The sequence below is a fragment of the Bartonella sp. MM73XJBT.G genome, from assembly GCF_028618435.1.
Taxonomy (GTDB): Bacteria; Pseudomonadota; Alphaproteobacteria; order Rhizobiales; family Rhizobiaceae; genus Bartonella.
The window spans coordinates 54984-81917 of sequence record NZ_JAQISW010000008.1 but is presented as its reverse complement, the minus strand read 5'-3'; the positions used below and the strand labels follow the sequence as shown (position 1 = coordinate 81917).

Below are 26934 nucleotides of genomic sequence, written 5' to 3'. Positions count from 1 at the left end.
ATCTGAAGGTAATGGACTTCATGCAGAAGGTCCAAAAGCCAAAATCACAAAGACGGGTGGAACTGTCAGTGGAAAACAAAATGCATTATTGGCAGAAAAAGGCGGACAGATCGATGTTACAGATGTTACTCTAACTACAGACGTCAAAGGTGTGGGTGCAAATGCCAATGGCTCTAATAGCACGATTGAGTTGCATGGAAAAACAAAAATTGAAAATGTCTTCGCAACTGGACTTTTAGCAACAGACGGTGGAGTTATTGTTAGTGAAGATTTAACTATCGGTTCTAAAACCCTGAAAGATATTAATATGACAGGAGTATGGGCTGACAGTAATGATAGTAAAATTAATTTAAAGGGTCAAACAACCATTGAAAACGTTGGTATGGGTCTTTTTGCATCCAGTGGGGGTGAAATCGTTAGCGAAGATTTAACGATAATCGGTAATAGTATTCCAGGAATCCACATTGGTGCCAAAACGAGTGACATCGATAGCAGTATTGAATTAAAGGGTAAAACAACCATTCAAAATGTTGATATTGGACTTAATGCATCCGATGGTGGCACAATTAAGATGGACAATGATGCTAATGATATAAGCTTCACAGATTTTAATATCGATTCAAACGCACAAAATGAGGAAAGAAGAAGAATAGAAGCAGAAGTAATTGCATTGATGGTAGAAAGTGGTGGACATATTGATCTAACAGATGTTTCTGCAACAGCAGGAGTTGTTGGCTTGCAATTCATCACCTATTCTAATGATGCAGATGAATTAGATGATCTACAAAAACTTCAAAGCAATGAGATTAATCTAACCAATACAAAGCTCCATATTGACAATGGTACAGGAGTTCTTGTTGCAGCTTTCGCTGATGAAGACATGGAAAATAATGCGGATCTGTCACTTGGTACAGCCAATATCAAAAATTCAGAAATCCATGCCGATGTGTTATTAGGTGATGGTCTTGCTTTAAAACATGAAGAGGTTTGGACAAACGAAGATGTTAAATTGGTCTCCAATGGCGCGTTCATATTAAATGCAGATCATTCTACTTTAGAAGGAAGAGCAAACATTGCAAAAGACAGAAATGTACGCTTTGATCTGAAAAACGATACAACATGGACGTTGAAGATCAGCAAAAACGAAAAAGATGCTGATGGCAATCTGCTTGATATTGCCCAAAGGTCTCGTTCTGATATCTCCACGCTTAATCTCGATAACAGCTCTGTTGTTTTTGCTGAACCAACACAAGAGCACTATTACCAAACATTGTATATAGGTTCGGGTAAACCAGAAACGCAAGAAGTCTACAATGCAACGGGTGATGCAAAGATTTACTTCAATGCCGAATGGAGTGATGGTAAGCCAATAGCTGATCAAAAAACTGATAGACTTTTGATCAATGGTGATGTGGTAGGAACCACATCAGTTTATGTTACGGGGCGCTTAGAAGACAACAATGTTAAAGAAAATATCTCTGCTGCCTCTAATATACGTGGTCTTTCACTCATCCAAGTTTCAGGAAAAGCAACCGAAGACTCTTTCAAACTGGTCAATGGTTATACCACAAGAGATGGTTCACCTGATAAATATACACTGCGTGCCTATGGACCAGAGTCAAGCCATGGACAAGCCGATATTGCTCAAAGCCTCTTTGATGAAAAGAAGGAGAACTTCTGGGATTTCCGTTTGCAACCAGAACTTCTTGGAACTGGCTCTGGTTCTAGTCCAAGTGTGATTTCCGTTGTACCACAAACAGCAAGCTATTTGGTTATGCCAAATGCTCTCTTTCACGCTGGATTAACCGATATAGCTAAACAAGACCAGTTTTTAGCCACTATGAAAATGTCCATTATAGGACAAGAACAAGGGATAAAGAATGCATTCTTCTTATATACCTATGGTAACACAGCCACCTTATCTTCCAAGCGTGGTCCTCTGGAATACGGTTATGGCGCTAATATCCATTATGCGGCTCTACAAGCCGGTGTTGTATTGGCAGCAATCGAAGGGCAAAACACCATAACACATCTGGGACTAGGGGGAACCTATGGACGTCTCTCTTTCACTCCAAAAGATATGCAAGATGCTGGGAAAAACACGCTGGATAAATGGGCACTGACAGCTTACGGTAGCATACAGCATAGCAGTGGGTTCTACATCGATGCACTCTTGTCCTATGGTATCCTAAAAGGGCATATCGCTAACGCTCTCATTGGAAAAACCGCAAAATTGAATAATGCTAAAATGTTGAGTATCTCCACCACTGTTGGCAAAGAATTTGCAACAGGGGTAGAAGGCTTAACCTTCGAGCCGCAAGCACAAGTTGCTTATCAACATTTGATGTTTAACACTATTGAAGATGCTGATAACCTTACCATTGATATGAAAAATCCTTCTCAATGGTTGATCCGTGTTGGTGGACGTTTGACAAAAACCATTTCCACTGAAAACAATCATCCTATGTCTTTCTATGGAAAAGTCAACTTGATCAAAACCTTTGGTGATGATGGTAGCATTCATATTGGAAGAGATTTTGACCTTGATCCTATGGGACCTGCAATTGAAGGCGGTGTTGGCATCAATGCACAACTGTCTCACAATTTCTCTCTTCATGGTGATGTGAGTTATCAACAAAAACTTCAGAAAACGGGGATAAGTGGTGCAAGTTTTTCAGGTGGTATACGCTATCAGTTTTGAAGAAAAATTTTAACAACAGGTGTATTGTTATTCTGTACACTTCAGCAAACCAAAAAGGCAGCACAATATGCTGCCTTTTTTTTATTCTTGACACTCTTTCATTAAAAGATCGCTTGAATGGGTTTTGTTATTTATCCTCTTAACATTATCTCCATCAAGATTTATTGATTGACAAAACTAGGGATATTGTTTTTGAAGCATACCAGATTGAATGCATTCATCTCTCTTAAACAAAATGTCGCAAAATGCTTCATCTCCAAGTGAAAGAAAAACAAAACTCTCAAAAAAACACCTAGAGATAACTATGCTCAGTCTAGATGTTATTGATAAATCTTGCTTGCTTCATAAAATCCCCTTCCCTTTTTCTCAAAGCAAAAAATATTAAGTATTTTTATCTAGAATATCTTAAAAGTGCAAAATAACGAAAGTCGCAATCTTTTAATAAAAGCACAATTTCTCATAAAAGTACTTTTTTATGGACCATAAGTATTATTCATTTCAAAGCTTTCAAGTGAAGCTTTTTATGAAATGCGTTTTTCCACTTAAAATAGGCTTTTCTTCCTTTTCACACAAATTCCACAGTATATTTTGTTCGTGAATTTATCCATAAAGTTAAGAAGAATTTATTTTGAGAAAATAAACAGATAATAATAAAAAGCTCTTTCCTCGCACCCTTGCTCTGTTAATACCCCTCTATTCTTTCAATTAACAAGCTTATTACACCGTCTATAAGGCTTCATTGATACTTCCCTATACCATTTTAGATAAACAATTTGAGAAAGCTCATCCTCTCATACCAAGCTCATCTCACCAAAAGAAAATAAAACAATGATAAAACTATCAAGATCAATATAATGAAAATGAATTTTTAAAGCGCAATAGGATGTTATCAATCTTAAGATAATATTGTAAAAGCATAACCTATTTATTCTATTTTTTTATTTTTACCAAACAATGCTATTTTTAAATAGTTTATTAAGGTATAAACCCATTAAATATTATAAAGAAATAATATCTTTAATTATTTTTATAATAAAAATATAATAAAATTAAAAATATTATTTATAATTTATTTAAAAAAGTAAATATAATTCAAGCTAAATTATATGCTGTTATTTTTAAACATAAACATAAAATAATTGTAGCTAAAAATATTCTATCGGACATAATAGCTGTGAAAATTTTACGATTTTCCATCTATCATGCTAAAATTAAATCCCTTAAATTTCTTGTTGCAAAAACATATCCAATAGAACTTATGCAATACTTCCTACAAAACATGATAAAAAAATTCATCGACGAATATTTAACCATAACGAGAAAAGAGATATATAAATTACTGCTCCTAAAAATGCTTCTACAACTGCGAAAACTGAAGAAGTGAACAGGGTAATCAAATGACTGAAGAGCATAACTATTTATAAATATAAGGTAATTCATTAATTTATAAAGAATATTCGCTGTTTTGCCTATTGAATGAATATCCCAAATACCGTAAGAAATTTTCTCATTTCACCCCTATTCCAAGTTGAATCAATCAAACCTCTGTCTTTTGCACCTTACAAGCAAGTAAACTATGTGGAAAAAAACATTAAGAAAAGGCTAAAATAACTTTTTTATGAAGGGTCTCAAGCGTCAAAAGCTATTTTGTAATATTAAAGTCTGGTAAAATATGTAATGAGCTTGCTCTTTTATCAAAAGGCGCCTGCTTTCTTCTTCACAAGTATAAAGAGGATGAAGGGCTCTATGGATTTATCGCCATAGCATTCACGAGCGCCGTCGCAAAATGAGCGTTGGAGCCTTTAAAAAGATCTCTTTGAAATCTCCCTAAATATCCCCCTCATTTCTTCTTATAGCATATCTTTTCCTAGAGCAAAGAAAATAGACTGAGATTTTCTGAGAGAGCCTACAACCCATCTCAACACTATAGAGCTTTTATAACGCTTATTCTGAAATGCTAATTTATACATCGTGTTTTTAGCATAAGCAAACCAAGCAAAATTTTATAAAATTCATTGTTTCATTGCTTTTTATTGATCATGAAAAAACTTTTCTAAAGTAAAACTTTAGCTCATAGAGAAAGCCGCAATTATAATTCGTTTTGTTGTTTACAATAAAAACATAATGATATAAAAGCTGTCTGGGTACTTGCGCCATCAGGGGAATGAAGTAAGCATCAAAGCATACCAAATACTAAAGGCATCTCTATGTGTAAGAAATATATTTATAAGAAGAATCTTTTGTTATGTACAATTGCTGGAACTTTGATTTTTTCTCATTTCGGTTCAACTCATGCAAATACACAACCTCCTGAAATTATTAATGAGTTCAAGCTGGAAAACGGAGAGGAAAAGACCCTTAATAATGTTTTTATCCGCAATGGATTAAGTGCAGTGCACGCCTCTAAAAAAGCAATTGCCACAATTACAAACTCAACAATACATTCAGCTTCGTTTGCCTTTGCTGTATCACAAGGTGGACGTATTAATGCTAAAGGAGTTAAAGTCAATGCCTTGTATACTGGTCTATCGATTTCGAACGGTATCATTAACATTGAAGATTCATTTATAGAAAGCAAGAGAAAATCCGGTGTTATTTTTCACAGCATTTTAGATGCTTTTCTGAAAGATGGTGAAGAAGTTATCAATAAGGCAATTCTAACCAATTCAAAGCTTCTTGTGAAAGATGGTGTTGGTATTTTAGGACCTTCATCTTCAAAGTCTGTTGCCGAAATTCAACTTAGAAATTCAGAAATTCGTGCTGATGTATTATTACAAAATAATGTAAAAAAGAAAACAGATTCAGATCCTCATCCTGTGACTTTTATATTAACTGCCGATAATTCGATTATGGAAGGAAGAGCAAGAACCCTAGCAGTTAATACGACTGTTTTTAATTTAACCAACAAAAGCAAGTGGTATTTAAATGTAAGTCAATATGACATAAATCGTGATTTTAGTACATTTAATTATGCTCTCCACGACATTGAGCAGCGAGCACTGTCTACTGTTTCAGTCCTAAACCTTAATAATAGTTCTATTGTATTTAATCCGCCCCATATGCTAGCAAAAGGTCAGTATCAGACCTTGAGTGTAGGACAAACCATTGAGGTTTCTCATTCACAAGAAAATAGGGACTCTGCTACAAAAACCGTTTACAATGCAACAGGCAATGCAAGGATTTATTTCAATACAGAATGGAGTGATGGTTTAGGAAAAGCACAACAAAAAACAGACCGCCTTCTTGTCCATGGAGATGTCTCAGGCACCACAACAATTAATTTCAATAGTCTTTCAAAAAGCGAGCCATCAACAGCAGAAGCTTCTATTCCCGCAAATATGCGTGGTCTCTCGCTCATACAAGTATCTGGACAGGCAGATAGAAACTCCTTCAAACTAGAAAATGGCTACGTCATAATGGATGGTCTGCCCTATAAATATGTATTAAAAGCCTATGGACCGACATCAAGTCTTGGAAAAGCCGAGAGCACGCAAAGCCATTTAGGAGAAGTATCTCAACAATCAAAAGACAAGAGCGCAAAAACCGACACGATTCCTGTTGTATTAGGGGGAGCTGTTTTAGGAGTTGAGAATAATATAAAAGATGAATCAACATCAAATTCTGAACAAACAAGCAACGGACAAAATCACTTGAGAGAACATCAAAATTTCTGGGATTTCCGCTTGCAAAGTGCAATGCTCGATGATGAAGGAAAGATCAGAGCTCTCGTTCCTCAAGTGGCAAGCTATTTGGTCATGCCTAACGCTCTATTCTCAGCTGGATTGGCTGATGTAAATAATCAAAATGCGTTACTGGATACGATGCAAGAAACAGGCTTTGAGACAAAAAATCATAAAAACAAAGGGGTCTTCTTCTCCACTTATGGCAATAAGATGACATTATCCTCTCACCGTACACCATTACAATATGGCTATGGTGCCGATATTCACTACGCTGCTTTACGGGCAGGCTTTACGTTAGCGGCTCTAGAAGATCAAAACATGACCACCAATTTTGGTCTTTTAGGAACATATGGGAAATTAGCTTTCACCCCAAAAGATATGGAAGGTTCTGACAAGAGTACACTCAATAAGTGGTCACTGACTGCATATAGTAGCCTGCATCATCATAATGGGACATATGTCCATGCACTCTTCTCCTATGGAGTGCTCAAGGGAGAGATCACCACAGCTCTCATAGGAAAGACAGCAGAATTGACGAATACTGATACATTCAGTGCATCAGCAACCATTGGACAAAAATTTCAAACCCGTACGAAAGGATTGGCCTTTGAGCCACAAGCACAAGTTGTTTATCAACGTCTTATGCTTGGTACATTCTCAGATATTGATGGATTTGATGTGAATATGGGGAATCCTCATCAATGGTTAGTGCGTGTTGGTGGACGCTTAACGCAAAAAATAGTTCCTACTGAAGATGGCGGTATTCTTTCTTTTTATGGTAAATTGAATATTGTTAAAGCTTTTTCTAACAATGGCACCATACAGATTGGTGAATCGTTCCACCTTGATACTATGGGAGCAGCCATTGAAAGTGGACTTGGTGTGAATGCACAATTATCACAAAATATTTCCCTTCATGCTGATGTTCATTATCAACAGAAAATTCAAAAAACGGGTCTATCTGGAACAAGCTTTTCAGGTGGGATACGCTATCAGTTTTAAGAAAAAGAAAAAAGCAACTTATGGTCTATTCAATATAAAAAAGGCGGCACAATATGCTGCCTTTTTTATATTATTTCGGCAAGATCTGTCGATAATGGTTCTTTCTATAAGCCTTTCTTAAAAGGATTAATTTTGTTCAAACTAAATGCAACAGAATCTTTTGTCTCTCTAATGATGGTTAAATTCTCAAGAAAATGACCTTTTTGATGTATAAAAATCAAATAAATTCAGTAAAAATTTTTGTCTATTAATAAAAAAATGCAAAATACTTCAGCTTTTTTACATAAAAAATTCATCATGAATAATTCTATATACAAGAAAACCAACTGAAAGCCTTTTGTAAGCGTGCAATAAACCTTCTCCAAAGCTTTGGAGCGTTTTTATAACAACAGCTTTAAGCAATAAATATCTAAGCAATAAATATCCTTGTAAAATATTTAATTCTTAGCACTTTAAAACAAAAATAGTTAAGTTAAGCTCAGTCTTCTGAAATCCATTATCGCTGGATTGCACTTTCTATTTTAAAAGTGCTTTTCGGACGAATTTTCAAACGATAAATAACAAAATTTAATATTCGTTTTGTTGTTTACAATAAAAACATAATGATATAAAAGCTTTCCGGGTACTTGCGCCATCAGGGGAATGAAGTAAGCATCAAAGCATACCAAATACTAAAGGCATCTCTATGTGTAAGAAATATATTTATAAGAAAAATTTTTTGTTATGTACAATTGCTGGAACTTTCATTTTTTCTCATCTCGCTCCAACTCATGCAAATATACAACCTTCTGAGATACCTACGATCCAAGTGACGAATGGAGAAGAGAAAAATCTTAATAACGTTTTTATTCGTGGTAAATATGATGCCGTTGTTGCTAGGAAAGGCCATGTTACTATTGCCAACTCAATAATGCACTCAGGCTTTACTTTACTCTCTGCAACGTTAGGTGGTCAAATTAATGCTAAAGGAATTATAGGAAGGGCAGAAGAGCGTGGTTTGTCACTTACAAACGGCATAATCCATGTTGAAAATTCAACCATAAACGTCATAGGCCACAGCAAAATCTCTGGGATAAATTTTGGTTATATTCTAAGCTCCACAATACAAGAAGGAGAAGAAGTTGTAAACAAAGCCATTCTTAATAACACAAAACTTCTTGTAAAGAATGGTGTAGGTATTTTCGGACCTTCTTATTCCAAAGCTGCTGCAAATGCGGTGTACTTAAAAAACTCAGAAATTCGTTCTGATATGTTATTAGAAAATGGAGGTTCTCCCTTCACTGAGGTTCAACCTACCACTTTTACATTAGATGCTGATAATTCAATTATGGAAGGAAGAGCTAAAACGCTTCCTCAAAATACAACAATTTTCACCTTAAACAACAACAGCAAGTGGCATTTAAAAATTAGTCTATTTGAATTGGAAAGCAGTTTTAGTCTATTTGATTACAAGCTTCTTGATCTGAAGCAACGTGCACAATCAGTTGTTTCAGTTCTAAACCTTAATGATAGCTCTATCATATTTGATGCCCCGCATAAACTAGCAGATAATCATTATCAAACCTTGCATATAGGAAGACATCCACAAAAAACAGATCAAAACAGAAGCTCCAATGGCACAGTAGTTTACAATGCAACGGGCAACGCAAGGATTTACTTTAATACCGAATGGAGTAACGGTCTTCCAAAAGAGCAACAAAAAACTGACCGTGTTCTCATCCGTGGTGATGTTTCAGGCACCACAACGGTCTATTTTAACAATCTTTCAAAGCACGCAGAATCATTCGATAATGAAAAAGCAAAAGATTCAATTCCTTTGAATGAACGTGGGCTCTCACTTATTCAAGTTTCTGGACACGCTCATGAAGATTCCTTCAAACTTGCCCATGGTTACACCACAATAGGAGGCTTACCTTATAAATATATACTCAATAGCTATGGACCAACATCCCGCCTTGGGAAAGCGGATAATCAGCAAAGCCTTTTTCCAGAAGATGGAGAATTTTGGGATTTCCGTCTCCAAAATGCTACTCTTGATTTGGTGGAAGAAATAAAAGCTCTTGTTCCCCAAGTGGCAAGCTATTTGGTCATGCCTAACGCAATATTCTCCTCTGGATTGACTGACATAAGCAATCAAAATACGCTGTTAGATAATATGCACTCAACAGTTTTTGGATTAGAAGGTCATAAAAAGAAAGGCATCTTCTTATCAACTTATGGCAACAAAGTAACGTTATCTTCCAGCCGTAGTCCATTGGAATATGGTTATGGTGCAGATGTTGGCTATGCTGCCTTACAAGCAGGCATGACATTAGCAACGCTAGAAAATCAAAACTTAACTGTAAATTTTGGTCTTTTAGGCACCTATGGAAAGCTCGCTTTTACACCAAAAGATATGGAAGGTTCTGACAAAAGCATACTGGATAAATGGTCCTTTACGGCCTATGGAAATCTCCACCATGACAATGGCCTTTATATTAATGCACTACTCTCTTATGGCGTTTTAAATGGACATATCACAACAGCCCTTATTGGCAACACCACAGAGTTAAATAATACGGATATATTGAATATATCGGCAACCGTTGGACAAAAACTAGCAACCGGTGTTGAAGGATTGTCCTTTGAACCACAAGCGCAACTGATTTATCAACATATTGCATTTGGTACGCTTTCGGATATCGATGGCTTCCAGGTTAATATAAAAACGCCTCATCAATGGCTGGTCCGTATGGGAGGGCGTTTAACGAAAACCATACTTCCTATTGAAAAAGATCGTGTTCTTTCTTTTTATGGTAAATTGAACGTTATCAAAGCTTTTGGGGAAAAAAGTACAATCGATATTGTTGAACCTTTCCGTCTCGATTCTATGGGCTCTTCCCTTGAAGGAGGACTTGGCATTAACGCGCAACTTTCTAAAAATATCGCACTTCATGCTGACGTTAATTACCAACATAAACTCCAAAAATCTGGAATCTCTGGAGTGAATTTTTCCGGTGGAATGCGTTATCGCTTTTAGAAATCTTAGCTTTCACTTTTAAAACATAAGCAGCACTAAAACGTAAAAAGTGCTGCTTATTTTGACACATTTCTAAAAAATCGTGATGCGTCAAAGAATGGTTCATTTTTTATCAAAACAAAGAAAATATCTTAAGGAACATCTCTATGCATAAGAATCTTTTGTTATGTACAGCCGCTTGTGCTTTGTTTTTTTCTTCTTTTACCTTCACATCGATCAGTACTGCCTCTAGCCTAAGCACTGAGACACGCAATGCCCTTGAAGGAATAATCAAATTACCAGAACAATATCGCTATGCCATTGATGTAATGAGCACGCCAACACAAGCCGAAAAAAATCTTGAAAAAATAGCTTCTGGCGCCATGATGGAGAATAATTTGCAAGTACTTCAAAAAAGCTTAGATGAAGCAGACAGTAGAATTAATAGATACTTCTCAGGGTTGGGGCGTTATGACTCTGGTGCACATATAAATGAATCGCAGAAAGCAAGAGATTATATACGTACCCAAGCCATGGCTCAACAACGCGCTCAAGATACACAACTCATGCTACAAGCCAATGCCCAACTTGATCGCTTGCGACAGGACCGGTTGATAAAGAGAGAGAATTTACTACGCGGCTATGAGAAAGCACTCTCCGATGCCGCAAAAGCAGCTGCAATCCTTGATGCCGATAACCAACAGCGTATTGATGCCACTCGCCAACAATGGGTAGAGCAAGACAATCGTGAATGGTCCAAACTGCAAAATAAAGCAGAAATATTACATAAAGCAGCAAAAATTGATAGTGCGCTACAAGGACAGAATAAAGAACTTTCCAATACTTTACGCAAAGCAGTCCTCGATACTTTGGAAACCGATGAAACAATAAATGTGGAGAGGAAAAGAGCCCCTGATTCATCTAAAGAGAATAAACACCCTGTTATTGATTCCAAAACAAATACTTCTTCCTCAGCATCAAAAATAGCTCTTAACACATCTGCAGAATCTCATGTGAAATTGCCCACAAAGATTGAGAGCACCCCTATCGCTCATACTGAGAGCACGTCTCAATTTACAGATGATAAAGCAACGACAACTTCTTCTTCTCTTGATGGGGTAACAAACCGCAAAACACTTACACCACAAATAGAAAACTCTTTCGTCATGCCTATTGCAATGTTTGCTGTTGGGGTTTCTGATGCCAACAATCAAAGTATCTTGTTAGACAATATGCAAATAACAATGTTTGAGCCCAAAGAGTATCAAGAGAGAAGCATTTTCTTATCCACTTATGGCAATAAGAACACATTTTTCTCCCGCATTCTTTCAAAACAAGAAAGTGCTCAAACAGAGCAAGAGAGCGTTCCAACAGAACAAGAGAGCGTTCCAGCAGAGCAAGAGGGCGTTCCAGCAGAGCAAGAGAGCGTTCCAGAAGAGCAAGGGAGCATTCATGCGGATATTCGCTATGCCGCATTGCAAGCAGGGGCTACATTAATCGCGCGAGAAAAACAAAATATCAGTAGCAGTTTTGGTTTTTTTGGAACATATGGAAAATTGTCTTTTGCTCCTAAAAATGCAGAGAGCTCTCATAAGAAGATGTTTGATAAATGGTCACTCACCGCCTATGGAAATATTCAGCATGACAGTGGAACCTATGCAAGTGCTTTCCTCTCTTATGGAATTTTTAAAGAAAATATGAGAAAAGAATTCATCCAAGATACCCCCAAAGTAAAAAATAGTAAAATATTAGGGGCCGCAGCAACTGTTGGTCAAAAACTATCCACCGGTTTCGAGGGGGTTATCCTAGAGCCACAAGCACAGCTTGTTTATCAGCGTCTCATACTTGGTGTCTCCTCAGATAATAACGCTTCATCTAATAACTCTTCCTCAAATGACAACAGTTCTTCAGATGAAGAAAATTCCAAAATAAACATAGGCAATCCTGATCAATGGTTGCTACGTATTGGCGGGCGTTTAACGCAAAACAAAGGCCGTGTCCTTTCCTTCTACGGCAAACTGAATCTGATCAAAACTTTTAGTAAAAATTTTCAACTTGCTGCTATGGGATCGTTAGTCGAAGGTGGCTTTGGTATTCAAGCGCACTTATCGCCAAATATCGAGCTTCATAGTGATCTGAGCTATCAACATAAATTCAAAAAAGTTGGCATCTCTGGAATAAATATTTCTGCAGGAATGCGCTATCACTTTTAAAAATACTTGTATTCTATCTTGAAATATAAAGTACTCTCATTATGTTTCGTTTTGTCTCTTACAAAAGAGACATAATGAGGTCAAAATTTTATATTTTATGAGGGGAAAAATATTTAGGAATACATCTATATGAAAAAAAATGTTTTACTATACACAGTTTCTAGTGTTCTGTTTTATTCTTCCACCAGCTTGTCTTATGCACTTCATAGCACGACTCCGTCACCAACGATAGGTCTCTCTTCTTCACAACCCTCTCATGTTAAGTGTCCAGTAAATACAACCGGAATTTTTGATCCGTATAATGATCTATGTGATGGAACTGGAAAACCTATTCCATCTCAGTCTTCCTTTCCACCTTCAACACCGAACGCACCTACGCTCCCTACCCTCCAAACGCAACGTGAAGGAGATTTAAGAAGCGGTACAGACTCTAGTGGGGGAACGACACGCTCTTCAACGCGCTCACAACCATCCAAGCAACCTACAACGCCCAAGATCTCTACAGATTCTTCTGAAGCTAAAATAATTACAAAGCCTGAAGCTTCCTCTAAAAACGAAGGAACACAACCATCAACAACTAAAGCAACAGAAGGTGTACAATCTAGCCCTACATCTTCACAAAATACTCCCCTTAAACAATCTTCAACAACAGAATCTCCAACGGCAGAGACAGCTTCAACAGCAGACGTAGCCAAATCGAGAAGGCGTTCAGGTGTTACTTCTACAGATTCTTCTAGTGAAGAAACAGCACCCAATTCTACTGTAACTTCACAGCCAGAAGTAACACGACCTTCACCTAATTTACAGTCAGCACCTAAAATACCTGAACTTACAAAACCAGTAACAGAAGTATCATCAAGTCCTAAAGAATCAAAACCTACAAGACCAACAGCAGAGCAATCACCGGCACCTAAAGAGCCAGAACTCTCATCAATGTCTCTAAGACCAGCCGCCGGAAAATCGACATCACAGGGGGCGTCAGAATCTGTGAAACCAGCGCCTGCGCATTCTGTCTCTGCACAAAAAATATCTGAGAAATCAGAGCTTTCACACCCAATATCCCCCATAAAACAGCCTGAAAATCCTTCACAAATCGAAGATATAAGCGCTGGCGTTGAGGCTAAAAACGGTAACACTATCACTCTGCATAACAAAAAAATTCAAGACAAATGGAGTGCGGTCAATGCAGAGGGAAATAATTCAAAAATCAAAATGAATGGGGGAAGCATTGATGCGGGTTTTATTGCACTGAGTGTATCAGAAGGTGGAGAAATTGATGCCACAGATATCACGGTGACAGCAGAAACAGCGGGGGTGGTCAACATAGAAGGGACAATCAATCTTAAAGATTCAAATATCCAAGTCACAGGGAAATCTGAAGCAAATGGCATTATTTTCCGCAATAATCCATATCATATCCCTCAAAGACAACATCCACGCAATGCTGGAATAAATGCCAACGCCATTCAGAAACAAGATATTGTCGGTAAAATAAATCTAGAAAATACAAAGCTTTCCGTTGAAAATGGTGTAGGTATCAGCCTTTATGGAACAAACACAAACGGTGTTGTCAGCCTTAAAAATTCAAAAATTCATGCCGATGCTTTATTAAAAAATATAAAAAAGGAAAATGAATCCACAAACACCCTTACACTGGTTGCGGAACACTCTTCTTTAGAAGGTCGGGTAAGAACCTCTGAGAATAATAGAACAATTTTTGATCTAAAAGAAGGGACGAAATGGCTCTTAAAACCCAATAAAAACACTGTCAATAATGATCGTGTCTTAGAGAACGATACTATTTCGTATGACTATAGACAGTTTGGTCTTGATGAAAAATCATTCTCTAATCTTTCTATATTGCGCCTTACTGACAGTGCCATTATGTTTAACAAGCCTGTGGAAGAACATTACCAAACTTTATTTATAGGTCCTCAACGTCCGAAAGAAGATGGAACAGCGCATACTGCAGCAGTTTATAGTGCAACAGGTGTTGCAGAAATTTATGTCAATACTCAATGGAACAAACATTCTCCTGTTAGAGAACAACAAACCGATCGTATTGTGATTAATGGTGATGTATCAGGGAATACCATTGTTCACATTAATCTCCAAGAAACAGATAAAACAATAACAGATGGTTCTGTTGTGTGGGGAGAAAAGATGGCGTCACTTCCTTTAGGGACACATGGGGTTTCAATCATTCAAGTTTCCGGACAGGCAAACGAAAATTCCTTCACACTCGCCGGAGACTATATGACAATAGGTGGACAACCTTATAAATATATCCTCGCAAGCTATAAACCTGGAACATCTCATGAGAGCCAAAGTCTTTTTGACAAGAAAAGCGATTTCTGGGATTTCCGCTTACAGAATGCCTACCTTGATAAGGATAAAAAAGTTCGAGCGCTTTTACCACAGGTAGCAAACTATTTAACCCTACCTAATACTTTATTTTCTTCTGGATTTGCTGATGTAAACAACCAAAACAGGTTGTTAGATGCGATGCGAACAACAGTTTTTGGCACAGCAGATCATAAAAAGCATAATCTCTTTTTCTCCTCCTACGGCGAGAAAGTTACCTTATCTTCCAACCGCGGCCCTCTGCGCTATGGTTATGATGCTGATGTGAACTATAAAGCTTTACAATTGGGGGCTATATTAGCCACCTCGGAAAGCAAAGATATAAGCGCACATTTTGGTCTTTTAGGAACATACGGAAAACTTGCCTTTACACCAAAAGAGATGCAAGATTCTGAAAAGACAACCCTTGATAAATGGTCCCTCACCGCTTACAGCAGCCTCCAACATAGCAGTGGTCTATATATCAACACGCTTCTTTCTTACGGAAAATTAAAAGGAAATATTACCACAGCTCTTGTTGGGAATGCTGCAAAATTGGATGGAACTGAAATCCTTAATCTCTCTGCAACCCTTGGTCAAAAATTAACAACCGGTACAAAAGGACTGGTCTTTGAACCACAAGTGCAATTGATTTATCAAAATCTCATGTTTGATATTTTCTCAGATGCCAATGGCTTAAAAGTAGACATGGGCAATCCGCGTCAATGGTTGATCCGTTTTGGTGGACGTTTAACAAAAACGATAACAGCTGTTGAAGAAAACAAGGCTGTTTCCTTCTATGGAAAAATGAATGTTATCAGAACTTTTGGTGACGGCAAAACAATAAAAATTTCGGATACCTTTGCTCTTGATCCTACCGGTTCATCAATTGAGGGAGGCATGGGTGTGAATGCCTATCTTTCTCAAAATATTGTGCTGAATGGCGATATTAGCTATCGACAAAAGTTGCAAAAAACCGGTGTATCGGGAACCAATGTTTCTGGCGGAATACGGTATCATTTTTAAAGCAAAAGCACTTTTAACTTCAATAAAATAAAAAGCAGCACGATGTGCTGCTTTTTATTGAGACGTCTATTTTTAAAACTCTCAAAAGTCATCATGTTATCAAAAAAACATATTGATTTATAATATTTTTTACCAATCAAATAAAAAACTAAAGAGCTTAAGCATTCTCTCATGTCCAAACTGTTCATTTTAAAGCAATCAAAATGCTTTGCTTGCACATCACAAGTCGAGAGAATTTCAATGGAATAAAACGGCACAAAAAAAATGCCTCTTTATGAACCACAACAGCAAGCAACACGGGGAAATGAGCAAAGTGAATCATACGAGCAGCTTACACTCCTTTGCTATGCATAAAAATAACTGCTTTTATACCATTCTTTTTCTACCACTCATGAGAGGCTTATACACTTCACGAAGCACCTTAGACCTCTTCATGAGTACTATTGTGGAAATAAGTGTGTGTATTGAGAAAAATCTCCTCAAAACAAGCATATGAAGGGGCCATAACAAATCTATTCTGTTTTGGGGATTTTATTTTGTATGAAGCGTGTCTGCTCATGAAATCTCCACCCTATCATTATGATCTCTCAACCGCAGCAAAAGGACAAAACAAGTCATTTTGGTTATCGATTAAAATATAGCACAACACAGATAGCCTTAAACTTAACAACCTCGTTGTTTCCTTTATGAACAACAGGTCTGAGACCATGAGTTGAGTAAAGCTTAAAAAAAATTGAAAGGCAAATAGTCTCTTATTTAAGAAATCTCTTCATTCTAAGAAAAACAATTTTTATTGCAAAAATCTTGAAATTACTTTACACATTAAAAAATGTTTTTGGTCGCATACGCAACGACCAAGTGGGCCTTGAAAACCCTAAATCCGAGCGTGAAAATAACCCCACTATTGTGGGTGTCCCGGAATTCCGGGAGATTTTGCTATGTCCAGGTGTGTCTTACACACTAAAAGCAAAATGCTGACTCGGATTCAGTGTTTTCAAGCTCCCGGAATACTCATGCGAGGGCGCTCGCAACCGGAGGGGAGCAAATGCAAACTCAGAACCTTAATATTGATTTTTTTGTTGGCAAAAAAATTCGCTTGAAGCGAAAAATATTAAGAATGTCTCAAAAAACCTTAGGAGACGCTTTAGGGGTAAGTTTTCAACAAATTCAAAAATATGAAAAAGGCTTAAATCGTGTGAGTGCAGGGCGCTTAAAGGAAATTTCCGATATCCTAAATGTTTCGGTTTCCTTTTTTTACACGGATATTATCACAAAAGAAAACACCTCGTACCATCATGAAGAAGTCGCATCAAACAGAGAAGAATTTTTGCTTTTAAAAAGTTTTAGAATTCTGACATCTGCCAAACAAAAAGCCATTTTAAAATTAATTTCTGATTAGAATTAAAACGTTTTAAATAATTTCTATCCTTGTAACTGCTTTCTATTCTAAAAACAAAGCGCTTGCAATTTATAAACAATTTGGCTTCTTAATTGAGCAAGTTCTGCTTAATCATCTTCCTACGATATGAAACACGATACTTTCTTTTCATAAGCCTTCATGCCGCTTCATAAATATTTCTCTGAAAATGTCTTAAAATGCATCATGGCGAGAGCACTCTTGTTTTTCCTTCACGTCCTCCTCAGATCTGTAATCAATCCAACTTCTCATCAAGAGGGATCTCACCGTTGATCACTCCTATCAATCCATCTCCTAAATGTCTCTGCACCGATCATTCTATTAAAATAACATATTGATTTATCATCATAAATCATCTTTTTTCAACTTTAAAACCAAATAGTGTAAGGGTTCTCTCATCATTGCTCTTCTCCTATGGATAAATCAATCAAAATCACTTTTTTGCCCATCACAAGCAAAGGTAGTGTATAAGTAAAAAAAGAATAAAAATACCCCAAGAATCTCAAGAGCCCAAAGCTGTTGCAACATTGGAAAATAGCAAAGTGACGTTGCTGAAAAACATGACAATGCCAACTTACTTCTTTATAGGACTGAGAGTGTTCTGTAGACTTTATATTATTTCCATGAAGGCTTTATACCTTCATGGGCAGCGTCACGTCACAAACTGACATCACGAAATCGGCACTGTTACAAAATGGGTGTGACAAGCCTTGAGAAATATTTCTTTAAAACAAGCGCGTACATTGGAAACAATAAATCTATTCTTTTTGAATCGCTCTGTTTTGCATGAGGGGCGTTATCCCATTAAAAATGCAATAAACAAAAACATAAAAAATATATGATCTTCACTCTTTAAAAGACAGTGCTTTAAATTCTTTTAAAAGCTGTAAAGCAAAAAGATGATGATAAAAATATCACCTTTACAGCTTTATAATTCTCCTCCAATGAAGCTACCTTCCCTTTTTCAAATATGAATCCCAACAGAGATACGCGTTCTCCAATCTGGCATACAAAAACGACAACAGAAGAGAAAATACTAAACCGCCTTTTTATCTCAAATATAAAGCTTGCAGTAACTAACCGCTTTATCTCATCATACTTTAAAGGAAACGCTTGCATAAGATATCATGGAGCGGTCAAAACATTCGCTCATCCCCCTTCCCTTCAACGAAAAAATAAAGTGCCTATCAACCCACTCTGTAGAACAATATTCTATAAAAAATTTGCTTTCTCTTAAAGCCGCTGCACTTAGCTCACCACAAAGGTATGCGCGTGACATCATCACACTTCAAATAAGAGGGTTTTATAAGATTTAAAAGCAATACTCATTAAAAACTCTAAAAAGTACTTAATAGGGAAAACTTTACATCACTATACCTTTTACATCACCACACTTGAAAAGAGATTGTTTCATAAGGCATCATGAAGCGGTCACAACATTCTCTTATCCCCCTTCCCTTCAACGAAAAAATGAAGTGCCTATCAACCCACTCTGTAGAACAATATTCTATAAAAAATTAGCCGCTGCACTTAACTTACCACAAAGGTGTGCGCGTGACATCACCCTAAAAGAGATTGTAGGCTCTATTTTACAGAACAGCAAAACGATAATTTAAATACTCAAACGCACTTAAAATATAGAGACTGAAAAACACACTCTTTATTCAAACCACTGCTCTACCTCATCATAATAATTGCGTAGAACAGCTGAATAAAGTTTAGATTATTCTTCTAATTCCTTTGCAAGTCCAGAGAGTTGCATAGCTTGCGAAAGATCATTGACTGCATTTAAATGTGTTTGAAGTAATTCACTATTACGCTGTAGTTTTTTTTGTAAATCAGACAGCAAACTTTCAACCTCATGCTCAATATCTTGATTCATGTAGCGTCTCACATCGCTCATCGATTTATTAAGATCACGCAAACCACGTATTTTACATAAATTTATTTCTTCGTAATCTGGAACACCACTGCTCTCTAGCATATTGCTTTCATAATCAACCACTTGTGCTAATCCTTTCACAGCAGCGACAAATTTTGTCATCGCCCAATCACGATCAATAAGGTTATTATCAAGAGCTTTTGCTTTTGTAGCAAAACTATCATCACCATATTGCACTACAGACATTTTTATTTCCCCTTCAACCATATTGTTCAATCTTACTTTCAAATGAGGGAGATTAAACAGTTTTTCTTCAATGCTGATACACCCAATCGCGCTGATGATGCCAACACTGCCCAGACAACAGCACAACACCCCTTAAAAGTGCGTACCACTTCAACTTTCAACATATTCTCTGAAATATTTTCTTGCTTTGCTCCAAAACTATTATTGCTACTACACACATTCACCAAAATGCTATAGACTTAAACCCCTGCGCAGCAATATCGAAACTTCCAAATTTTCTCAAATTTTCTCTGTCTGTTTCGCCTTGCTTATTTTATCCTCGATTATTTTATTTTGTCTGCTTTATCACCACCAAGCCTTCGACAGAAAACAATAACTCTCTAACGATAACTTAGTCATAAAAAACACTTGCCGCCAAAAATTCGCAGCAAATAAAGACTTAAGCCCATTAAGAACTTCAGCATTTCACCGATAGCAATATTCACCCTCCATAAACTTTATGGCTTTCCACTCACCTAAACCTGCATAGTTTCTGGCGCCTATAAGATAGCACCCGACAAGATTAGTTTGCATCCATTCAAAAAGATACCCACACACTCTACTCTTTTTACATACATGCAATATTTTGCATAAAACACAAAAAGAATTCTCTTTTGAACAGATCAGCCATATAGCACTATTAAAAAAGACATCTTAAAATAGCTAAATAGCCATCCATCTCCCTTTTTCAATTATCATTTCGCTTTTCTTTGCAATAAGCGACTATATAAGATTTTTTGAACCTTTTCAAGCGTTTCTTAACCCATCCGTTCGATACGCCTTTAATCTCATATTCATGCGCTTGTTTGAAAAAACAATCTCTTAAAGGCAGCCTCCCCCCAAGTCTATTTCACATAAGTCTATTCCACATAAGCTTATTGCACCCAAATTCATTTTGCACCGGACGCAAAAATGATATAATGATAAATCTCCTATAAAATGGATAAAATTCATCGAGCTCTTAATCTTTATGCTTCATAAAAGAGCAAGCCAGCAAACCGGCATTACCCCCACCTCACTCCCCCCAATGTTACTCTCTTGGCACTTGAAGACGCTTCATAAGAGGTATCTTTCTTGTATAGTTTCATACCACAGGGCTCTTCTTGCTTGTCATGTTCAAAAAACATGATTTTGGTTGATTTAATATAAAAAGATTTAAAATAAGAGAATCTTTGGGTATTCAAGACTCTCACTCAATATGCAAAGCAGTAAATTATCATTACAAATCAATGCATTACCAACAAATAATGCTTAATTCTTTCCCTATTACTCTGTTTAAAAATTTCCTCTTCATCTTCCTTACGAAGCATAAAGATGGGAGCTCAATGGATTTTATATTATTTCCAAGGAGGCTTTACCGTTATACCATTCATGAGAGCCAGTACGAAATAGACTTACGCCTTAAGAGATTGTTTTTTCAAACAAGCGCATGAATATGCAACATAAGAATATTCCATTTGGAACATTTCTTTCTTCGTGTGAAAATATATCGCAAACAGCCTTAACTAATCTTGTTATGAAGTAAAATCGATCAAAAAGCCTATTTGACTTTCTCCCCATACCTTAAAACAAAAAACTTAACTCCATCTGCTCTGTATACAATCCAAATTTTTGTCAAGCAGGCTTCTCTTGACACCTCCTCATGAAATTCACTTGAACGAAAAACTCAACAAACAAACCTACAAATATTCATTTGCATACTAAAAGACACTTAACACGCAATAAAAAACACAAAAACGTTTCAAAAAACTTATATGCCTTATATTACCGCTATAAATAACCGTATTTTATGGCATCATGGGATAAAAAAAGTTTGCCGCAATACAAAACCTATAAAATCAACCAATATTAACTTTAAAGTTTTCCTTTTTATGCACTCACAGTGCTCAAACGCCTCAAAAAATCTTATAAATAAAGAAAAAATTTAAACTTGCCGAATATGTTATACCCGCATATATTACAGGCTGTAACATATTGTTACTCAATTAAAATCACCTCCAAAAGAACAGAAAGAGGATCTTATGGTTGATCTCATAAAAGCCGCGATGCTTTATTCAACCTTGATTATTACCCTCAATGCTTTTGTTGTATTTTTAGCGCTCATCATAGAAATATACGAGGCATAAATCTCCTAGATTTTCGTAATCTGTGCAAACTTTTCGTAATCTGTACAAATAAGCATCTTAATTTTCCACAAGGTCAAAGTAAAATTTTAGCTCTCTAGATAAATCACCTCCCAATTTCAAACATCGCTTGCAACTTTTTTGATGTTAACCTCTACTTTTTATTATCTGCATTTTTAACCATTAGTTTTGTCTTTTCACGCTCCCTTGAATCCCAACGTCATCCCTACCCTTAAAGGACAGAGTTTTCGACCAGATTCAATTTGTAAACAATTTATCTTCTTATCAAGCAGCTTATCGTTAACTTCCTCCTTCAAGACATATCACGCCCCTAAAGGATAATATTGAAGCTTACGCTAAAAACACCACCATCTTGACGTTTATGAAAAAGAAAGCCGCTCCATCATACATTAAAGCCCCTCATGGTGCTATACACCTTGGCTCTTGAGATAAGTTTATAAAAGGCATTTGTCTGCTTTTTTTCAATCATTTTTTATTCACGAGGAAACACTTTCATTTTTAACGTGCAAAAAACATGGATTTTGCGTAGCTCAACCTAGAACAGATTTGAAGTGAGAAAATTCTACGAATATCGGGGGCTCATTCAACATGAAAAAACACTAAACACTCTTTACATATCAAAGCATTGTCCGAAGAATACGACCCCTTAAGAACAAAAAAACGCATGCGTAAATTTTACATGGGCTCCACCACCACTCAAAACGATAATACGACGGCACAATTATAATAAAAACAGCAAGAAAAGGGGAGTAAACTTGGAAGGCAAAATTTGAAAAGGCATGAGGAACGGTTAACACCTCACAGATCCAGCAAAACCGTCCTAGTATAAGTGGCTCACGCACTCACCTGAAGTGATAATATTCTCAAATAAAAAGCGCTTTTTTAAAAATAGTGTGAGAAAAACATTTGACTATAAAACGATAATAAATCCATTCAAAATGCTTTTTTCTCTCTCTTAAAAAAAACGGAAAAAAGTAAATTCCAAACAGATATTTTCCTTCCAATTTTTTCAAAATTAGCCGTAAAGCTTAAAGCCTTTCTTTGTATGATAAAATATTTATTTGTATTAAACTCCCAACATAGCCCAACATTTGAATCTCATATTTCATCATGCATGCAACCAAGATGTAAAAAAAATCAGCGCATAGTTTGAAAAAATGAGCCCCAACATGCGGCGGCTCATTCCAGTGCAACAGTACCACAATTGAAAGCATTTTTTAGCGGAACAGATGACAGTATGTCATCTGTTCCACAAAGAGTGCAAACCGTAAAAGATTAGCTCTTAAAGTCAAAAGCGCCCCAAAAGTAAGAGATGAAACACCCAAAAACGGAATAAAATCAATAACGGTCCAATCCCTTATTGATAGAATAACCTATTGAGTTTTATTTTTTAATGAAAGCCAAAAAGAAATTCCATATATGCTTGTTTAACATTTCGACAGTTTTTAGATTTATCTCTGGAAGATTCCTCCATATTTTCACATTTCAGTCCCCATTCTTGCATTAATTTTTCATCTTTCTTAAAATCTTCTACGCTATAAGTCTTTTCACAACCAGCAACAGCAAATCCAATGCAAAACAGTAATGCTATAATAACGACTTTATTCATTAATAAATCCCCCTTCCTTGAGATTGATAAAATTTGAACACAATCAAACATCCCGCAAAAAATTGCATATTTGGCTCATTGTGCATTTTCAAAAATTTTAAATCCAACTTCTGTACGCGATTTTTTACAATCCTTAAATCAATAGAATACAAAGAAAGCATCCTCCTATCGATATTGTTTATGATTTAATGATTGTCCTGCTGTTTTTCAGTTTCATTCCCCTTTTTGCTATTTTCACGAAGTTCCTTTGCAAGATTTCTATAATGCTCTTGAAAAAGTTCCATATCGGCTTGCATGACATTTTGACAATTCTTAGTTGAAAAAGCAGAGGGGCCCATCTTATCGCATTTCTTTCCCCATTCTTGCATCAACTTTTTATCTTTCTTAAATTCCTCAACACTGTAGTTTTTTTCACAACCAACAGCCACAAGCCCTGTGCAAAACAACAATGCTGTTAGAATGATCTTGTTCATGGTTTTACCCCTCTTTTTATTTTATACTAACTTGTTTTATACTTTGAGAACGACATCGTTGGTTTCACAAAATCCCTGTATCGTGCTCTTACGTATACTTTTCCTTTGACAAATACGAACACCTTCAACGCCAATATGTTGCATCATGAGAGTTGTTTTATTGGACTTATATTTGTAATGTTATCTACGCAGTAGCTCTTTAGATTTGAGCGGTTTAAACTTCAGCAGCAATTTAATATCTTAATATTTTCAAAAATGCTTTTAATCACTTTTTTCAAGAGTTTTTCTTCAAGAACCACTTCATCATGAAAAGCAGCACAAATATCGTATCAAAAATTCACCATACCTAGACCCATTGCAAATCTTCTGCAAACGAAACAACAACTCTTTTAATGATTTGATTGCGTTCTTGCTTATTTCTTAATCCACTTTCTTAATTTGCTAAGAAAGAAAAAAACTTAAACTCGCCCCACACTTTTCAAATGCCAATAGAAACTCTAAAAAAGCGATCTTATACATTCCTGATAGCCATAAAAAATTATTCTTTACCTACCATCAAGTAACATTCAATACTCAGTCCATAAAAGCACACATAGTCTATAAAATCGCAAAAATGAAAGAAATAATTTCATATCATACTCTATGATTTTTTGGGGTTATAAGGAAAGCTTATAGCACGCTCATATCAGTTAATTTTATTGATTTTCATCCCCCCTGATAAACATGAATATAATTTTAAAAAGAAAGCATCGTCTAGCAGAAAAAAACAATCAAAGCTACTGTTAATTTACATTATTTACCCATGTATTTCAGTAAAATAAACAACAAATAACTCCACATTAAAATCATGATCAAGACAATTGTTATGGAAAAATAAACTGACCTATCCAGCGATGATAAAAATAATAAGGAGGAGGATCTCATCCATCGCAGAAGAGTTAAAATAAAGAATTTTTTATAGGTTTATGACCCTTTCATGAAATAAATCTTATGCAAAATAACTTAAATAAAACAATCCATGTAAAAAATGAGCGCTTTTATCACGATTAATTTCATGTAAAAATGACCGATATCATCTTTTTAAAAAAACAAACCAACGCACATTTATTATCATATATCTGTTATCGTATCTTATTTTTATTTTCCGTATTTTTTTGCAAGCAGTTCGCGCACCTCATCAGCCATTTTAGTTCCACGACTTGCACAACTTACCTTCATTAACCGATGCAAAGTTTCAGGAATATCGATCGTGAGGCGCTTCATTCCTCCATTCGCGTTTCCTTTGGGGATTCCTACCCATGCATCAGCTGTTAAAGGAATAGATTTATTGGTTGGTTTTGTGCCAATTTTAATTTTTTTATTCATCACGCTAACTCCTTGATTTCCGCTGCAACAGCTTCAATCTCTGCGGCGGCTGGTCCTTGCTTATCAACTTCATAAACAGCCTTTCCCTGAGCTGCAGCTTCTGCAAAAATCACACGTTGTGCAACGCTAGAAGAAAGAACATGGACGGGGTATATGCCAAGCGCTTCATTGACATCACGCCCTATCGCTGTATTGACTATTTTACGATTAATAACAAAAGCAGATTTGAGGTTTTCTTTATAAACGCGTGCTTCATCAATCAGCTTTACAATGCCATCAGCAGCCCAAATATCATAGGGACTAGGTAAAACAGGGATAAGTACAAAATCCGAAGCCATAAGAGCACTACGCGCAAGGTCCGTCACACGCGGAGGACCATCAATAATAATATAATCATAACTATGGCCAATCTGTGTAATCTCTTTGTGAACCGTTGCACGCGGTAAACCAATAACGGAAAACAAAGGCGCCTCTTCACGCGCAGCAGCCCAATCCAATGCGCTCCCCTGTGGGTCAACATCAATAAGCAATACCCGTCCCCCGGTACGTGCAAAACTGGCGGCCAGATTCACGCTCAACGTAGTTTTTCCAACACCCCCTTTTTGATTCAAAAGTCCAATGATCATTCGTTACATCTTTCAGTATTATCGTTTTTGCGATTATACTGAAAATAACAAAAGAAGCAAGTATCGAACATCGACAAAACAACAACTTCTGCTAACTTTTACGATAAAAACGACAACTCTCAATTTTGTCTTTAGAAATATTCTTTCAGCATGAAGCCCAAAATATTCTGAAAGGAATATTCTTGGAAGAAAAAGATAAATTTAAACAAGCAATAGGCTCTTCTTCCCCCGCCTTAAAATAAAAACTTCTTAAATCCACGACAATTGATCAAGCAGGATCTCTCCATAATCTCCTTTGGATTTTTCCCTCTTCACGCAAGCCTTGATCTCGCCCAATAAAAAAGCCTTTACCCTGAAAAAATAACAAATGCCCCAGGAGGATTTGGAAGGGAGACATATTGAATGAGAAAAGCAAAATCTATAAAACTCGCTCATCCCCCCTCTTATCTTCAATCAATTAAAATCATTTATATGCCATCACCAGCAGAACGAAAATATGAAAACAAACACGAAAAAAAGGAAAAAATATATCTTATGAAGTATCTTAACTATTAAGAACTATGGTCCGCATCGGTGGCTCGTATATAGTATATAATTCGTATATAATCGTGTCGGCTTGTCCCTTTTCTTAAATGAAAAATAGGGGGTGTACAATGAATATTATACTCTTTGAAAGAGATATCTTCCCGCGCAACACAGTGTAATGAATTTGAAAAAATAACGATAAAAAAAACAACACAATGGGCTCTACTTCGTGACAACAATGAACCATCCATAAAGAGCGTTATCTTTTATAAAGGTCAATCTATTGAATACATCTATCTTTACACTTAAGTCCACCCCCATCACACGACTTGTGCCGGCTCATGGGCTGTATAAGGCTCTTATCCCTTGAAAAGGTTCATAAAAAGGCATTTTCTCCCCTTTTCTTATACAATTTCACTCCACACGCCTCCCGCTTATCAGTAAAAGATCTTGACTGATGTAACATGGAACAGACTTGAAATAAGGGAATCTTACGGTATTCAAGGTTCTAACTCGAGTTAAATAATAGGTCAATGTCTTATTCAAGATCGAATATGTTGCATCTTACAACACATTTTACAACACATTTTTCCAAGCAAGTCTTCTCGACAAAAAGAATATTTTTGTTAAGATGCCCTTTAA

At 36.3% G+C, this 26934-nt stretch carries 13 protein-coding genes; 6 read left to right on the top strand and 7 right to left on the bottom strand.

The features are described 5' to 3' along the window. From PVV59_RS05915 to PVV59_RS05900, 4 genes are all read left to right on the top strand, one after another. Positions 1-2701, top strand: a 2701-nt coding sequence (locus PVV59_RS05915) for an autotransporter outer membrane beta-barrel domain-containing protein (RefSeq protein WP_273755239.1), incomplete at its 5' end; no start/stop codon positions are given. A 2207-nt stretch (positions 2702-4908) separates the two neighbouring features. Then, a complete protein-coding gene (locus PVV59_RS05910; protein ID WP_273755237.1) occupies positions 4909-7386 on the top strand; it encodes an autotransporter outer membrane beta-barrel domain-containing protein in 2478 nt (825 codons plus the stop codon). Positions 7387-8071: 685 nt separating this feature from the next. Then, positions 8072-10405 (top strand): autotransporter outer membrane beta-barrel domain-containing protein, encoded by a 2334-nt coding sequence (locus PVV59_RS05905; protein ID WP_273755235.1) that lies wholly within the window; start codon positions 8072-8074, stop codon positions 10403-10405. A gap of 146 nt (positions 10406-10551) precedes the next feature. Continuing rightward, complete coding sequence (locus PVV59_RS05900; RefSeq protein WP_273755233.1) at positions 10552-12597, top strand: autotransporter outer membrane beta-barrel domain-containing protein; 2046 nt, start codon at positions 10552-10554, stop codon at positions 12595-12597. 338 nt (positions 12598-12935) lie between these two features. Here PVV59_RS05900 and PVV59_RS09855 read toward each other — a convergent pair whose 3' ends face one another. After that, the gene (locus tag PVV59_RS09855; protein WP_273755231.1) at positions 12936-13664 is read right to left on the bottom strand and encodes a hypothetical protein; all 729 of its coding nucleotides are present in this window, start codon (positions 13662-13664) and stop codon (positions 12936-12938) included. Here PVV59_RS09855 and PVV59_RS05890 point away from each other — a divergent pair. After that, a complete protein-coding gene (locus PVV59_RS05890) occupies positions 13585-15966 on the top strand; it encodes an autotransporter outer membrane beta-barrel domain-containing protein (RefSeq protein WP_273755230.1) in 2382 nt (793 codons plus the stop codon). The genes PVV59_RS09855 and PVV59_RS05890 overlap by 80 nt on opposite strands. Before the next feature lie 1045 nt (positions 15967-17011). After that, complete coding sequence (locus tag PVV59_RS05885) at positions 17012-17365, top strand: helix-turn-helix domain-containing protein (RefSeq protein WP_273755228.1); 354 nt, start codon at positions 17012-17014, stop codon at positions 17363-17365. A gap of 1741 nt (positions 17366-19106) precedes the next feature. On the opposite strand, the gene PVV59_RS05880 is transcribed toward PVV59_RS05885, so the two are convergent. From PVV59_RS05880 to parA, 6 genes are all read right to left on the bottom strand, one after another. Beyond that, a complete protein-coding gene (locus tag PVV59_RS05880; protein ID WP_273755227.1) occupies positions 19107-19511 on the bottom strand; it encodes a flagellar protein FlgN in 405 nt (134 codons plus the stop codon). 38 nt (positions 19512-19549) lie between these two features. Beyond that, the gene (locus tag PVV59_RS05875) at positions 19550-19735 is read right to left on the bottom strand and encodes a hypothetical protein (protein ID WP_273755225.1); all 186 of its coding nucleotides are present in this window, start codon (positions 19733-19735) and stop codon (positions 19550-19552) included. A gap of 3349 nt (positions 19736-23084) precedes the next feature. Beyond that, positions 23085-23303: an EexN family lipoprotein gene (locus PVV59_RS05870; RefSeq protein ID WP_273755223.1), complete on the bottom strand. Its 219-nt coding sequence runs from the start codon at positions 23301-23303 to the stop codon at positions 23085-23087. 185 nt (positions 23304-23488) lie between these two features. Beyond that, entirely contained in the window at positions 23489-23776 is a 288-nt protein-coding gene (locus PVV59_RS05865) for an EexN family lipoprotein (protein ID WP_273755221.1), read from the bottom strand. Between the two features lie 1137 nt (positions 23777-24913). Further along, entirely contained in the window at positions 24914-25141 is a 228-nt protein-coding gene (locus PVV59_RS05860; RefSeq protein WP_273755219.1) for a hypothetical protein, read from the bottom strand. Beyond that, on the bottom strand, positions 25141-25767 hold the full coding sequence (gene parA, locus PVV59_RS05855) for a ParA family partition ATPase (RefSeq protein ID WP_273755217.1): 627 nt from the start codon (positions 25765-25767) through the stop codon (positions 25141-25143). Before parA ends, PVV59_RS05860 begins: the two co-directional genes overlap by 1 nt. Positions 25768-26934 lie beyond the last annotated feature (1167 nt).